This is a genomic window from Pseudomonas rhodesiae (genome assembly GCF_013285305.1).
In the GTDB taxonomy this organism is placed as follows: Bacteria; Pseudomonadota; Gammaproteobacteria; order Pseudomonadales; family Pseudomonadaceae; genus Aquipseudomonas; species Aquipseudomonas rhodesiae.
This window is the reverse complement of sequence record NZ_CP054205.1, coordinates 4,583,859-4,597,804: the sequence shown is the minus strand read 5'-3', so window position 1 is coordinate 4,597,804 and position 13,946 is coordinate 4,583,859. Positions and strand designations below refer to the sequence as shown.

The window sequence follows — 13,946 nt, the reverse complement described above, 5'->3', positions numbered from 1 at the left end:
TTTTTCAGAAACTGCACGGACGTCGTATCGATTAGCTATATCGGTTTGTTTGGTTGGTATTCGATTGAATGCACACGGGGCTTGATATTGCGCGGCTTTGCCCGCAGTAATCGTCAATACGACAAAACGCCCCACCTGCCCGAGGCCAGTTAGATGACCGTGATAGACCTTCGCAGCGACACCGTGACCCAACCCACCGCCGGCATGCGCGATGCCATGGCCAGCGCCGCCAGCGGCGATGACGTCTACGGTGAAGACCCCAGCGTCAATCGACTGGAAGCCGAACTGGCCCAACGCCTGGGGTTTGCCGCCGCGTTGTTCGTGCCCACCGGCACCATGAGTAACCTGCTGGCGCTGATGGCCCACTGCGAACGCGGCGAGGAATACATCGTCGGGCAGCAGGCCCACACCTACAAATACGAAGGCGGCGGCGCGGCGGTGCTGGGCTCGATCCAGCCACAGCCGCTGGAGGTGCAGGCGGACGGTTCCCTGGATCTGGACCAAGTGCTGGCGGCCATCAAACCAGACGACTTCCACTTCGCCCGCACCCGCTTGCTGGCCCTGGAAAACACCATGCAGGGCAAAGTGCTGCCCATGGAGTACCTGGCCAAGGCGCGAGCGTTTACCCGTGAGCATGACCTGGCCCTGCATCTGGATGGCGCGCGCCTCTACAACGCCGCGGTCAAGCTTGGGGTGGATGCGCGGGAGATCGCCCAGCATTTCGATTCGGTGTCGGTGTGCCTGTCCAAGGGCCTCGGCGCACCGGTGGGCTCGGTGTTGTGCGGGTCTACCGCGCTGATCGCCAAGGCGCGCCGTTTGCGCAAGATGGTGGGCGGCGGTATGCGTCAGGCCGGTTCACTGGCGGCGGCAGGCCTGTATGCCCTGGATCATCAGGTACAGCGCCTGGCCGAAGACCACGCCAATGCCCAGTGGCTGGGGGATGAACTGCGCAAGGCCGGTTACAGCGTAGAGCCGGTGCAGACCAACATGGTCTATGTGCAGGTGGGCGATCAGGCCCAGGCATTGAAGGCGTTTGCCGCCGAGCGCGGGATCAAGTTGAGCGCGGCGCCTCGCCTGCGCATGGTCACCCATTTGGATGTGAATCGGGCGCAGATGGCACAGGTGCTGGAAACATTCGTCGAATATTCGCGTAAATGAACGTGCAGACCGTCTAATTGAACCTCTCTATCGCATAAACACGCTGTACCACCGGCAAAGGGCCGATATAATGCGGCCCTTTGCCGTCGCTCCGTCTGATGATGTTGCGCACTGGCCTTTGGCCGCAGCCTCCGTGGAAGAACCTAATGAAAAGCGCAGAAATCCGTGAAGCCTTCCTTCGCTTCTTCGAAGAGCAAGGTCACACCCGTGTCTCCTCCAGCTCCTTGATCCCAGGCAATGACCCTACCCTGCTGTTCACTAACGCGGGGATGAACCAGTTCAAGGACTGCTTCCTGGGCCAGGAAAAGCGCGCCTACACCCGCGCGGTCAGCAGCCAGAAGTGCGTGCGCGCCGGTGGTAAGCACAACGACCTGGAAAACGTCGGCTACACCGCCCGTCACCACACCTTTTTCGAAATGCTCGGCAACTTCAGCTTTGGCGATTATTTCAAGCAAGACGCGATCAACTTCGCCTGGACCTTCCTGACCGGCGTGCTGAAACTGCCGAAGGAAAAACTCTGGGTCACCGTCTACGCCAGTGATGACGAGGCGTACGACATCTGGACCAAACAAGTGGGCGTGCCGGCCGAGCGCATGGTGCGTATCGGCGACAACAAAGGCGCACCGTACGCCTCCGACAACTTCTGGACCATGGGCGATACCGGCCCATGCGGCCCTTGCACCGAGATCTTCTACGACCACGGCGCCGATATCTGGGGTGGCCCACCGGGCTCGCCGGAAGAAGACGGCGACCGTTACATCGAGATCTGGAACAACGTTTTCATGCAGTTCAACCGCACCGCCGATGGCGTGTTGCATCCGCTGCCGGCACCGTCGGTGGACACCGGCATGGGCCTGGAGCGGATCAGTGCGGTGATGCAGCACGTTCATTCCAACTACGAAATCGATCTGTTCCAGAGCCTGCTGGCTGCGGCCGCCAAGGCCATCGGTTGCAGCAATGACGACCAAGCCTCGCTCAAAGTGGTGGCCGACCACATCCGTTCCTGCGGCTTCCTGATCGCCGACGGCGTACTGCCGTCCAACGAAGGCCGTGGCTATGTGCTGCGTCGCATCATTCGTCGCGCTTGCCGTCACGGTAACAAACTGGGCGCCAATGGCAGCTTCTTCTACCAGATCGTCGCGGCCCTGGTCGCCGAGATGGGCGATGCCTTCCCGGAACTCAAGCAGAACCAGGCGCACATCGAGCGTGTGCTCAAGGCCGAAGAAGAACAGTTCGCCAAAACCCTGGAACAGGGCCTGAAGATCCTTGAACAAGACCTGGCCAACCTGTCGGGCAACGTGGTGCCGGGCGACGTGGTGTTCAAGCTCTACGACACCTACGGCTTCCCGATGGACCTGACCGGCGACATCGCCCGCGAGCGCAACCTGACCCTCGACGAGGAAGGTTTCGAACGCGAGATGGAAGCCCAGCGCGTGCGCGCACGCTCGGCCAGTTCCTTCGGCATGGACTACAACAGCCTGGTCAAGGTGGATGTGGCCACCGAGTTCACCGGCTACAAGGCCACCAGCGGCTCGGCCAAAGTGGTCGCGCTGTACAAGGAAGGCCAGTCGGTCGACGTGTTGAACGAAGGCGACGAGGGCGTCGTGGTGCTGGATCAGACCCCGTTCTATGCCGAATCCGGCGGTCAGATCGGCGACTGTGGTTTCGTCAAATCCAGCTCCGGTCGTTTCGACGTACGTGATACCACCAAGACCGGCGGCGCCTTCCTGCACCACGGCGTGCTGGCCTCAGGCAGTCTGACCGTAGGCTCCCCGGTGGACACCCAGGTAGACGCCGACGTGCGCCACGCCACGTCGCTGAACCACTCTGCCACCCACTTGCTGCATGCCGCCCTGCGCCGGGTGCTGGGCGAACACGTTCAGCAGAAAGGTTCGTTGGTCGACAGTCAGCGCCTGCGTTTCGACTTCAGCCACTTCGAAGCGATCAAGCCAGAGCAGATCAAGGCGCTGGAAGACATCGTCAACGCTGAGATCCGCAAGAACACCCCGGTTGAAACCGTTGAGACCGATATCGAAACGGCCAAGGCCAAGGGCGCCATGGCATTGTTCGGCGAGAAGTACGGCGACAGCGTGCGCGTGCTGAGCATGGGCGGCGATTTCTCGGTGGAACTGTGTGGCGGTATCCACGCCAACCGTACCGGCGACATTGCTTTGCTCAAGATCATCAGCGAAGGCGGCGTGGCGTCCGGTGTGCGTCGTATCGAAGCGGTGACTGGCGCTGCGGCCCTGGCATACCTGAACGCGGCGGAAGAACAACTCAAGGAAGCGGCCAGCCTGGTCAAGGGCAGCCGCGACAACCTGATCGACAAGCTGTCCGCTGTCCTGGAGCGCAACCGTGCCCTGGAGAAACAGCTGGAACAGTTGCAAGCCAAGGCTGCCAGCGCAGCGGGCGACGATCTGTCGGCTTCGGCCGTTGACGTCAAGGACGTGAAAGTCCTGGCCGCACGCCTGGACGGTCAGGACGGCAAGGCGTTGTTGGCCCTGGTCGATCAGTTGAAAAACAAGCTCGGCCGCGCAGTGATCCTGCTCGGCGGTGTCCATGAGGAAAAGGTCGTACTGGTTGCCGGTGTAACCAAAGACCTGACTGGCCAACTCAAAGCCGGTGATTTGATGAAGCAAGCCGCTGCGGCAGTGGGCGGGAAGGGTGGTGGTCGTCCGGACATGGCGCAAGGCGGTGGTGTAGACGCCGGTGCCCTGGATGCGGCCCTGGCCCTGACCGTGCCGTTTGTCGAGGCTGGCATTTAAGGCATTGTTTATCGGCCCGTGGTCTAGTCGCGGGCCTGATCAGTGCTGGTTGATTGGATATTTAGGCGCCCCTTTACGGGCTGAGGCGGCTGGAAATGGCTTTGATCGTACAGAAATTTGGAGGCACCTCGGTCGGCTCTGTCGAAAGAATCGAGCAGGTGGCCGACAAAGTTAAGAAATTCCGCGACGCTGGCGACGACCTGGTGGTGGTGCTGTCGGCCATGAGCGGCGAGACCAATCGCCTGATCGATCTGGCCAAGGCAATCAGTGGCGACCAGCAACCGTTGCCGCGCGAGCTGGATGTGATCGTGTCCACCGGCGAACAGGTGACCATTGCCCTGCTGGCCATGGCCCTGAACAAACGCGGCGTGCCGGCTGTGTCCTACACAGGCAGCCAAGTGCGCATCCTCACCGACAGCGCTCATACCAAGGCGCGTATCCTGCAGATCGACGATCAGAAAATTCGCGCTGATCTGAAAGCCGGGCGTGTGGTAGTTGTAGCGGGCTTCCAGGGTGTGGACGAGCAGGGCAACATCACCACCCTTGGCCGTGGCGGTTCGGACACCACCGGTGTGGCGCTGGCGGCAGCTCTCAAGGCTGATGAATGCCAGATCTACACCGATGTGGATGGCGTCTACACCACGGACCCGCGTGTGGTGTCCGTCGCGCAGCGCCTGGACAAGATCACCTTTGAAGAGATGCTGGAAATGGCCAGTCTCGGTTCCAAGGTGTTGCAAATCCGCGCGGTGGAGTTCGCCGGCAAGTACAACGTTCCGCTGCGCGTATTGCACAGCTTCAAAGAGGGTCCGGGCACCCTCATTACTATTGATGAAGAGGAATCCATGGAACAGCCGATCATTTCCGGCATCGCTTTCAACCGCGATGAAGCCAAGCTGACGATCCGTGGCGTGCCAGACACCCCGGGCGTGGCGTTCAAGATCCTGGGCCCTATCAGTGGCGCAAACATTGAAGTCGACATGATCGTGCAGAACGTTTCGCACGATAACACTACCGATTTCACCTTCACCGTGCACCGCAACGAATACGATGCGGCTGAGCGTATTCTGCAGAACACTGCAAAAGAAATCGGCGCCCGTGAAGTGGTGGGTGACACCAAGATTGCCAAGGTCTCCATTGTGGGCGTGGGCATGCGTTCCCACGCCGGCGTTGCCAGCCGCATGTTCGAAGCCCTGGCCAAGGAAAGCATCAACATCCAGATGATCTCCACCTCGGAAATCAAAGTCTCGGTGGTGATCGAAGAGAAGTACCTGGAACTGGCTGTACGCGCGCTGCATACCGCTTTTGAGCTGGACGCTCCGGCCCGACAGGGCGAGTGACGTAATGCCAGAAAGGCGCGGTTTACCGCGCCTTTCATTTTTTTGTGGGCTGCGTGTGTAGGACCTGTTCTTTTGCGCGCGCTCGACAATACTTAGGCGGGTAGGGCTATGGCTTTCGGGTTGTAGGTCGAAGGCCTTTTTTTTGCAGACTGTTGTTCCTGAACTGAAATGCGTGAGGAGAAAGGCATGCTGATTCTGACTCGTCGTTGCGCAGAAAGCCTGATTATCGGTGATGGAGAAATCACCGTGACCGTGCTCGGCGTTAAAGGCAATCAAGTGCGTATCGGGGTTAACGCTCCGAAAGAGGTAGCGGTCCACCGCGAGGAAATTTACCTGCGGATCAAGAAAGAGAAGGACGAAGAACCAAGCCTTTAATTTTTATCGTTTTTTATGTTTGCAAACGGGGATGAACGTGGTTAATATACGCCCCGTGTTGCGGAGAGCTGGCCGAGTGGCCGAAGGCGCTCCCCTGCTAAGGGAGTACACCTCAAAAGGGTGTCGGGGGTTCGAATCCCCCGTTCTCCGCCATTATTTGCTTAGTACGTTGCAATCTGGATTTATCGGTAAGTTGTTGAAATTACTCGAAAAAATCGCTTTACATAGAGATTGAACGGCCTATAATACGCGGCAACAAATGCACTCGTAGCTCAGCTGGATAGAGTACTCGGCTACGAACCGAGCGGTCACAGGTTCGAATCCTGTCGAGTGCACCATTTAAGAGTTAGCTGCAGCGATGCAGGTGGCTTGGCTTCAACCAGTTGTGATCTGGTCTAAAAACACAATCTGCACTCGTAGCTCAGCTGGATAGAGTACTCGGCTACGAACCGAGCGGTCACAGGTTCGAATCCTGTCGAGTGCACCATACAAACAAAAAGCCCGCCTAGCGCGGGCTTTTTGCCGTCTGGGGTTTTATCTTTTTTCTCTCGGCCCATGTGTTTTCCTTTCCGTCTGCGTCGTCGCAGTTCATAGATGCGGCCAATACTCAGCTTTGGCTCGCAAGCGCTTGTTCTTTCCAGTTTTTTAACGTTAAAAGCGGACGCAAGGTGTATCATTGCGCCCGTCAGCCCCGCCGGGGCTTGTGGAATACCTCCATGGACTTACCCAGTAGTTACTCAGTGCCCCGTTTCACCAATCATGAATTGACTGATTGATCCTTCCGGCGTGCCCCGCTGCTGGGAGTGGAGTTCGCCTATGACCGAAGTTGAAGTAAAGAAAACTCAAGAAAGCCTGCAGGATCGCCTTGCTCAAGTTATCGAGCTGCTGCAGCGCCAGCGTGTGGTCGAAGACCTAACGCACCGCCAGGAAGGTCCTCACCACGACCGCGTCGAAAACCTGGTGCACCGGCAAAACCTCGTCGAGCTGCAACGCAAGCTCGATGATCTGCACTCCGCCGACGTTGCCTACATACTTGAAGCCCTCCCGCTCGATGATCGACTGACCCTTTGGCAGTTGGTCAAGGCCGACCGTGATGGCGACATCCTGCTCGAAGTGTCGGACTCGGTGCGTGAAACCCTGATCGCCGACATGGACGATCACGAATTGTTGGCGGCGGCCAAGGAGATGGACGCCGACGAACTGGCCGACCTGGCGCCGGAATTGCCGCGTGACGTTGTCCACGAGCTGATGGAGGCCCTTGACGGTCAGCAGCGCGAGCGCGTGCGCTCAGCGTTGTCCTACGATGAGGATCAGGTCGGCGCCCTGATGGACTTCGAGATGGTCACCATCCGTGAAGACGTCAGCCTGGAAGTGGTACTGCGCTATCTACGTCGATTGAAAGAATTGCCAAGCCACACCGATAAGCTGTTCGTGGTGGATTACGAAGGTATTCTCAAGGGTGTGCTGCCGATCAAGCGGCTGCTGGTCAACGACCCTGAGAAAAAAGTGGCCGACTTGATGGCCAGCGACACGGTGAGCTTTCATCCTGACGAAGATGCTTACGAGGCGGCTCAGGCCTTTGAGCGTTACGACTTGATTTCGGCTCCCGTGGTGGACAAGAACGGCAAGCTGATCGGTCGTCTGACTATCGATGAAATCGTCGACCTGATCCGTGAAGAGAGTGAAACCGAAGTCCTCAACATGGCGGGTCTGCGTGAAGAGGAAGATATTTTTGCCTCGGTTTGGCGTTCGCTGCATAACCGCTGGGCGTGGCTGGCAATCAACCTGATTACTGCGTTTATCGCATCCCGCGTGATCGGATTGTTCGAAGGCTCCATCGAGAAGCTGGTGGCGTTGGCGGCGCTGATGCCGATTGTGGCAGGCATCGGCGGCAACTCAGGCAACCAGACGATTACCATGATTGTGCGTGCGATGGCGCTGGATCAGGTGAGTACTGCCAACTCGTCGCGATTGCTGCGCAAAGAATTGGCGGTGGGCTTGATCAATGGTCTGGTATGGGGTGGCGTGATCGGCGTCGTGGCTTACTTGCTGTATGGCAGTTGGTCGCTGGGGGTAGTGATGACTGCTGCCATGACCCTTAATCTGCTGCTTGCGGCGCTGATGGGCGTGTTGATCCCTATGACTTTGGCGCGCCTGGGGCGCGACCCTGCCATGGGCGCCAGCGTGATGATCACGGCCATGACCGACAGCGGCGGCTTCTTTATATTCCTGGGCCTGGCGACGATCTTTCTCCTCTAAGCCAAGTCGATGCGCGGCTGCCCGGCCGCTACGCCGCAAGAGCGAGCAGACTTGCTCTTGCGGTTGTTTTCACAAATCCCACGCAAAAAAAAGCCAGCACTAGGCTGGCTTCGGCTTTCGGTTGCACATCAATCGGCTTCTGCGGCAGCCTCAACGTCGTGCGCGATCAGCGAGACGAGAGCATTTTGCTGGCGATGGGAGAGCTGACGAAAACGCTGCAGCAGTTCGCGTTCGTGCAGCGACAGCTCAGGACTGTCCAGGCGCATGCTCAACTCTTCACCCAGCGCACCTTCCTGAATAAGGCTCTGTTCCAGGCGCGCGATGATTTCGGAGTTCATGCTGCGGTGATGATTGCGAGCCACCTCGGCAATGCGTTCCCGCATTCCGTCTGGCAGACGTACGACGAACTTGTCAGCCGTACGGCTGGAATAAATTGCCTGTTTCAATGGGCGCATATATTTAACCGGTTAGTTCAGGGGAGCGGTTTCTGGAATTGGCCGCAAGATGAGTGTTAAGACAAGACTCACGACCAAAGTTCAACCCGAATTGCAAAGAGGCCGCATCATGCCTCACATTTGCCAGTTCCTTGGCGTCAATTCTGTGACAAATATTGAACTGCCTGGAGGCTTTATGCCAGCACTGATTTGCATTTTTGCGGACTGGTTGGAAAACATTCACTTGAGGGGCTACCCAGATGGAACTATCCCAAAAACCCAGTCACAGCAGGGTTTGAGGCCGCACATCCTATAACAAAGTGGCCTTTTGCCCTTATCTTTAAGACTAGTGGCAAATGGCCGATTGGCTAGGTTGGGGCGACGTAAGGTATGGAGGAAGAGGAGCTTTCAGCGTAGGACTGGATCGAATTTGATGCGACGGCCCACGAAAAGGGTGAGCACGAATAAGCAGGCAGATACGCCGCTGGCAATCAGCGCAGTGGTTTGCTCATCTGGCGCATCTGTCCGCAGGCCATAGAGACCCGTTGCCGCGGTCAGGCATAGGAGAAGCCAGGCAGATTTGCTCATCATGTTGTCCTCAGAAAACCCAGTGTTCGGCTGCAGGGGCGGGCTGGGAGCCCTGGGTCAGGCGTACGGGAGATTGTGCGGTTGGCGTCATCACCGCCAGCTGCGGGCGTTGCTGCAGGTGGTGTGGAACAGCGTTTTGGCTGATCTGTGCCGGATCTTGCGCATTCGACGATTGAAAGTGAAACATCACCAGTGCAGCCAGGGCGACAGAATTGAGAGCTAACAGAAGGGCGCTGTTCATGGGCATGTTCTCCGTTTACCGCCTGGCTGAGTGGTGGGGTATAAGAACAATATTGCAGGTGTCGTGCCAAACCATTATTTCAATAAAATCAATGGTTTGTAGGTGTTTATACTGCTTTTGAGGTTGCAATTTGCAACGCGACCAGTTTGCGGGAGTGCATTTTGCACGACTTAGGCCAAGTGCCTGTGTTTACGGGGCGAAACCGAAATCGCTGTAGTCAGGATCGGCTTACGGGCAAAAAGCCTAAGGACGACATGACAAAACTCACCTCCGCCGTTAACATGCACGCCGTCCATCGCCGCCATGGCTTGATGGCTGTCATTAGTCCCAGTAGCTCAATTGGATAGAGCATCCCCCTCCTAAGGGGAAGGTTGGCCGTTCGAACCGGCCCTGGGACGCCATATTCAAAGCCCCGTACGGAATATCCGGCGGGGCTTTTTTGTGCGTGATCGAACTTTTCCAGAGCCGGTCGAACCTTGGCGGCAATCGAGGTTCACAGCAGGGACTGTCGTGTATTCGTGACAACGGTGTATCTCGGGCGACACTGAGCTGCGTCTGAGCTGTAGCCAATTGTTTTGTACAAATTTATCCCCGGAAACTGCCTTACCGCCTGTCCGGAACCGGCCACCCAGGACTATCATGCCGATAGCCCTGTTTCTCACTGCAAGGAGCCGCTCGGAACGCCGATGCGACAGATCTGGAAATCTTTTCGAGCCCTTTATTTCGCCTCCTTGATGATGCTGATCGGCTCTGGCTTGCTCAGCACCTACCTGGCTCTGCGCCTGGCGGCTGATAACGTTGACAGCCTGTGGGTCGGTGCGCTGATGGCCGCCAACTATTTTGGTCTGGTGCTGGGCGGCAAGATTGGACACCGCCTGATTGCCCGAGTGGGGCATATCCGCGCCTATGCCACCTGTGCCGGGATTGTCGGTGCGGCGGTGTTGGGCCATGGCCTGGTCGATTGGTTGCCAGCCTGGATCGTGCTGCGGGTGATCGTGGGGCTGGGCATGATGTGCCAGTACATGGTCATTGAAAGCTGGCTCAACGAACAGGCTGACGCCAAGCAGCGGGGTGTGGTGTTCAGTGGCTATATGATCGCCTCTTATCTGGGCCTGGTACTGGGTCAGTTGATTCTGGTAATGCATCCCCAGCTCGGCCTGGAACTGTTGATGCTGGTCGCGTTGTGCTTTGCGCTCTGTCTGGTACCGGTTGCCATGACTCGGCGCATTCACCCGGCGCCTTTGCGGCCGGCTCCGATGGAGCCGCGCTTCTTTATCAAGCGCGTGCCGCAGTCGCTGAGTACTGTGTTGGGCGCGGGGCTGATCGTCGGCTCCTTCTACGGTTTGGCGCCGCTGTATGCCTCCCAGCAGGGGTTGACGACCGAGCAGGTCGGCTTGTTCATGGGTAGCTGCATCTTTGCCGGGTTGGTGGTGCAGTGGCCGTTGGGCTGGCTGTCGGACCGTTATGATCGCGCGCTGCTGATTCGTTGCTTCGCGCTTTGCCTGGCGGTGGCGTCATTGCCGCTGGCGATTCTCACTCAGGTGCCGCTGGAGGTACTGTTCATCGCCGGATTCCTGTGCTCGTTGGTGCAGTTTTGCCTGTACCCGCTGGCGGTGGCGTTTTCCAACGACCATGTCGAAGGTGACCGCCGGGTATCTTTGACGGCCATGCTGTTGGTTACCTATGGCGTCGGCGCCAGTGTCGGGCCTTTGTTGGCGGGTGTGGTGATGAAGTTGTTCGGCAGTCAGATGCTGTACGCGTTTTTCACCTTGTGCGCGCTGATCCTGGTGTGGCGGATTAGGCCCAAGGCGGTCACCAATCTGCATCAGGTGGACGACGCGCCTTTGCATCACGTCGCGATGCCCGACAGTATGTCCAGTTCGCCGCTGGTCGCGGCGCTCGATCCGCGGGTGGATGAGCAAGTGGTGCAGGATCAGATGCAAACAAGCCCTGAGCCCGAAGTCGAGCCGCCGCAGCCACCGCAGCCGCCACCGGTCGAAGAGCCAAGTGCCGAGGCACCTGCCGAACAGCCGGACTCCGACGAGCATCCCAACGGCTTGAGTGGGGCGCGTCCCTAATAACGAAAAACGGGCAGACCCCTGAGGGTCTGCCCGTTTTTTATTGCGACCTGTTACGCTTAAAAGTCGTCGTCTTTGTCGAAACGCCGTGCTTCGCGCTGCAATTGGTAAACGAAACGCTCGACCTGTCGCTGCACCAGCCCGCTCATATTATGGAAGCGTACGCCGGCGAAAGTGGTGTTGATCTTCTCTTCGAAGTGCAGGTAGCGCAGTTCGACCGAGGTGGTCATGCTGCCGAAGGGCAGGGCGGCGATAAATCGATCATAGACCTGGCCCAGTTGCAGGCGCTCAGTGATGTCTCCCTCGAAGCGCAATTTGCAGCCGGTGGCGGAAATATCCAACAGCTTGCCGTTGATCGGCGCCTTGAGCTTTTCACCACCCAGCTCGATGTTCACCAACTGTGCCAGCTTCAGGGCGGCACGAAAGGCATTCCGACGTTGGTGATAGACAACTTCGTTGGGCATGCTGCCGGTGTAGATGCGGTGACCATTCTTTTCGCTGATGGTCATGCCACCGTTGCTTTCCCACGCAACGCGCACGCCATCGTGGAAACCTTCGATGCGGAACGGCTCGCCATTTTCAAGATAGCGCTCACCGTCGCGGGGGATCATTTCGTCCATGACCAGCGTGTTACTGTCCCGATCGACATCCACCAGATAACTCTGGAAACGCTGGCTGCGCTCGTGAAACGTAATGATCAGCGGGTCATGGCTTTCTTGCAGCATTCGCAAGTTGCCGGCGATTTCCAGAGGCGTGGTGAGGACCTTGGGGGGCTGCGGAGCATCTTCCGCATTAAGAGCGTTGAACACGGTTCTTCCATCTCCAGACAAATACGACTACACGCAAGAACCGGCATTTTGCCAGCATGTAGCGCGCCTTGGATAGGGCGCGCGGTAAACCGGTATCAGGCTTGGCTGCGGGTGCTGGGCTTGACCAAGCGAGAGGTAGAGCCTTGCGCGTTATACAGCGCCGGTGGCTCGCCGCCGTGGAGTATACGCAACTGGTTGGCCGTCGTAGCTTGCTGAAGCTGGATCGACTGACCATTGAGTTGGTTGGCTTCCTGGCATTGGGTAAGCAACTGATTGAGTGCTTTGCTCTGACTCAGCAGTTGGTCGCCGACCGAAGAGTGGCTGGCCAGTTGGGCCAGGCCGTCATGGTCTGCGGGCAAGCCCAGGCTGATCAGGATCTGGCTGCGTTTCTTGCCGTGCTGTTCCAGCAGGACGATCAGCGACTGCTTACGTGCGAGGATTTCCTCCAGCAGTGGCATGTCCCGGCCATAGAGGGCCAAGGATTCTTCTTTCAGCAGCTCGAGCAATTGTTGCGTCGGCGCTAGATCATCGATGATCAGTTGAAGCAGGGTTTCGTCGTGATGCATGGCTGGCCTTGGGTTTTAAGCGTCCAAAAGCCCGGCGCAGGCCTTTGCCTAGCGCTCGGCTTCGAAGTTAAGCAGCTTGCTGGCTACACGGTTGCTGTCGACTTTATAGCTGCCATCAGCGATTGCCTGTTTCAACTCGGCCACGCGGGCTTTATTGACAACCGGTTGATCGCGCAGCGAGTCAGTGACCTTCTGCAACTGTTGAGCCTCATTGCTCAGGTGTACCGATTCCCCGCTCTGGCTGGCGCTGGTTTGTTCCGTCTTGGCAGGCACTGGGGCCTTGGTTTCGGCACTTTCTTTGGCACCCGTGGTGCGTGCAGTACCAGACGTTGCCGGGGAGTTATTTAAACGACTGAAATCAATGACCATGATAAAAAACCTCTGGGTATTTGGACGCTTGCCATGTTTTCGGCCATACCCGGATAAACTTTAGGCGCGAATGACAATAAATCTCCACACGGGACTTCTCGTGCACAGTGTAGGAAAACCCAGCGTCCTCTACCAGCGATCTATAAAGCCACCTCGACTTGTCCTGGGGCGGTCACGCGCGCTTTGATTACACGGTTTGAATTGAGGTTCTTAACCCGGATCTGCTCGCTCATGCCGCCGTTGGACAGTGCTTCACCGGGCATTTTCACGTTCAAGGCGCCGCTGCTGGCGGAGATCACCACCTGGTCGCCCTTGCGAATCACCTCGGCCTGTTCCAGATGGACAAGAGTCAGGACCTGATCGGTGACCACTGGTCGGGTTAATTTCTGCCCGATGGCCTGGTCGAGGCTTGTCAAATACCCCTGATTGATCTGGCTGATGTCGCGCTCGCGTAAGGCGACATCCTCAAACGCGATGATGGCGGTGCGCTTGAGCGGTCGCGCGACCACCACCACATCGCGGAACAGCTTGACCTGCGCCGGCACAAAAACAGTCCAGGGCGAAGCGCCGTCGCATCGGACCCTTACCGTCACACGGCCGATGGGCTGGGCGGGGCTTTCCAGGGTGGCTGTCAATTCCTTGTCGCACATAGGCATGCGCAGGCGAGGGTCCAACTGGTTGACTTGGATTTCATAACGCCCCAGCGTCTGTGTAGTTGCCAGATAATCTTCTACAGTGAACTCAAGAAAGCCTTGAGTGACGCCGATAAGGAGATCAGGCAAGGTGACGTTCTCTGCGCGGGCCGTGGTGCCCAGGCAGAAAGCCAGCAATGCCATCGAGACGCTGAGCAATCTGCGGTGGCGGGGGTGTCGGGAAACTGTCGTTTTCATATCCATAGCCAACAAATAGCAAAGCTCGTGCCGTTTAGTGTCGGGTGCGCGTCGTACCCCCGAAGGTTTTAGCGTAG

13 protein-coding genes and 4 tRNA genes are annotated in these 13,946 nt (G+C 57.9%); 10 read left to right on the top strand and 7 right to left on the bottom strand.

The window, feature by feature from the left end; all coding sequences use genetic code 11:
* Positions 1–153 precede the first annotated feature (153 nt).
* The 8 genes from ltaE to mgtE all read left to right on the top strand — a co-directional run bounded on the left by ltaE (position 154) and on the right by mgtE (position 7,894).
* Positions 154–1,158 (top strand): low-specificity L-threonine aldolase, encoded by a 1,005-nt coding sequence (gene ltaE / locus HRH33_RS20765; protein WP_167418100.1) that lies wholly within the window; start codon positions 154–156, stop codon positions 1,156–1,158.
* Between the two features lie 146 nt (positions 1,159–1,304).
* Entirely contained in the window at positions 1,305–3,923 is a 2,619-nt protein-coding gene (alaS, locus tag HRH33_RS20760; RefSeq protein ID WP_034139047.1) for an alanine--tRNA ligase, read from the top strand.
* A gap of 95 nt (positions 3,924–4,018) precedes the next feature.
* Positions 4,019–5,260 (top strand): aspartate kinase, encoded by a 1,242-nt coding sequence (locus HRH33_RS20755; protein WP_034099923.1) that lies wholly within the window; start codon positions 4,019–4,021, stop codon positions 5,258–5,260.
* A 186-nt stretch (positions 5,261–5,446) separates the two neighbouring features.
* Positions 5,447–5,635 (top strand): carbon storage regulator CsrA, encoded by a 189-nt coding sequence (csrA, locus tag HRH33_RS20750; protein WP_003175645.1) that lies wholly within the window; start codon positions 5,447–5,449, stop codon positions 5,633–5,635.
* A gap of 62 nt (positions 5,636–5,697) precedes the next feature.
* Positions 5,698–5,788, top strand: a tRNA-Ser gene (locus HRH33_RS20745).
* Between the two features lie 108 nt (positions 5,789–5,896).
* Positions 5,897–5,973: transfer RNA gene (locus HRH33_RS20740), tRNA-Arg, on the top strand.
* A 72-nt stretch (positions 5,974–6,045) separates the two neighbouring features.
* Positions 6,046–6,122, top strand: a tRNA-Arg gene (locus HRH33_RS20735).
* Between the two features lie 329 nt (positions 6,123–6,451).
* The gene (mgtE, locus tag HRH33_RS20730) at positions 6,452–7,894 is read left to right on the top strand and encodes a magnesium transporter (protein ID WP_034099922.1); all 1,443 of its coding nucleotides are present in this window, start codon (positions 6,452–6,454) and stop codon (positions 7,892–7,894) included.
* Positions 7,895–8,022: 128 nt separating this feature from the next.
* On the opposite strand, the gene HRH33_RS20725 is transcribed toward mgtE, so the two are convergent.
* The 3 genes from HRH33_RS20725 to HRH33_RS20720 form a co-directional block, all read right to left on the bottom strand.
* On the bottom strand, positions 8,023–8,349 hold the full coding sequence (locus tag HRH33_RS20725) for an Arc family DNA-binding protein (RefSeq protein WP_024076996.1): 327 nt from the start codon (positions 8,347–8,349) through the stop codon (positions 8,023–8,025).
* Between the two features lie 387 nt (positions 8,350–8,736).
* Entirely contained in the window at positions 8,737–8,916 is a 180-nt protein-coding gene (locus HRH33_RS26450; protein ID WP_080761473.1) for a PA3371 family protein, read from the bottom strand.
* 10 nt (positions 8,917–8,926) lie between these two features.
* Positions 8,927–9,157, bottom strand: a complete 231-nt coding sequence (locus HRH33_RS20720) for a hypothetical protein (RefSeq protein ID WP_034139045.1) — start codon at positions 9,155–9,157, stop codon at positions 8,927–8,929.
* A gap of 324 nt (positions 9,158–9,481) precedes the next feature.
* On the opposite strand from HRH33_RS20720, the gene HRH33_RS20715 reads away from it, so the two are divergent.
* Together HRH33_RS20715 and HRH33_RS20710 are read left to right on the top strand one after the other, a co-directional pair.
* A tRNA-Arg gene (locus tag HRH33_RS20715) sits at positions 9,482–9,558 on the top strand.
* 285 nt (positions 9,559–9,843) lie between these two features.
* Positions 9,844–11,235 carry an MFS transporter gene (locus tag HRH33_RS20710; RefSeq protein ID WP_034139044.1) on the top strand — a complete coding sequence of 464 codons (1,392 nt, stop codon included), beginning with the start codon at positions 9,844–9,846 and terminating at the stop codon, positions 11,233–11,235.
* Positions 11,236–11,294: 59 nt separating this feature from the next.
* Here HRH33_RS20710 and HRH33_RS20705 read toward each other — a convergent pair whose 3' ends face one another.
* From HRH33_RS20705 to flgA, 4 genes are all read right to left on the bottom strand, one after another.
* On the bottom strand, positions 11,295–12,044 hold the full coding sequence (locus tag HRH33_RS20705; RefSeq protein ID WP_034099917.1) for a flagellar brake protein: 750 nt from the start codon (positions 12,042–12,044) through the stop codon (positions 11,295–11,297).
* Between the two features lie 95 nt (positions 12,045–12,139).
* Positions 12,140–12,610, bottom strand: a complete 471-nt coding sequence (locus HRH33_RS20700) for a flagella synthesis protein FlgN (protein WP_034139043.1) — start codon at positions 12,608–12,610, stop codon at positions 12,140–12,142.
* Between the two features lie 48 nt (positions 12,611–12,658).
* Positions 12,659–12,979, bottom strand: a complete 321-nt coding sequence (gene flgM, locus HRH33_RS20695) for a flagellar biosynthesis anti-sigma factor FlgM (RefSeq protein ID WP_034139042.1) — start codon at positions 12,977–12,979, stop codon at positions 12,659–12,661.
* Between the two features lie 140 nt (positions 12,980–13,119).
* Positions 13,120–13,875, bottom strand: a complete 756-nt coding sequence (flgA, locus tag HRH33_RS20690; RefSeq protein ID WP_034139041.1) for a flagellar basal body P-ring formation chaperone FlgA — start codon at positions 13,873–13,875, stop codon at positions 13,120–13,122.
* Positions 13,876–13,946 lie beyond the last annotated feature (71 nt).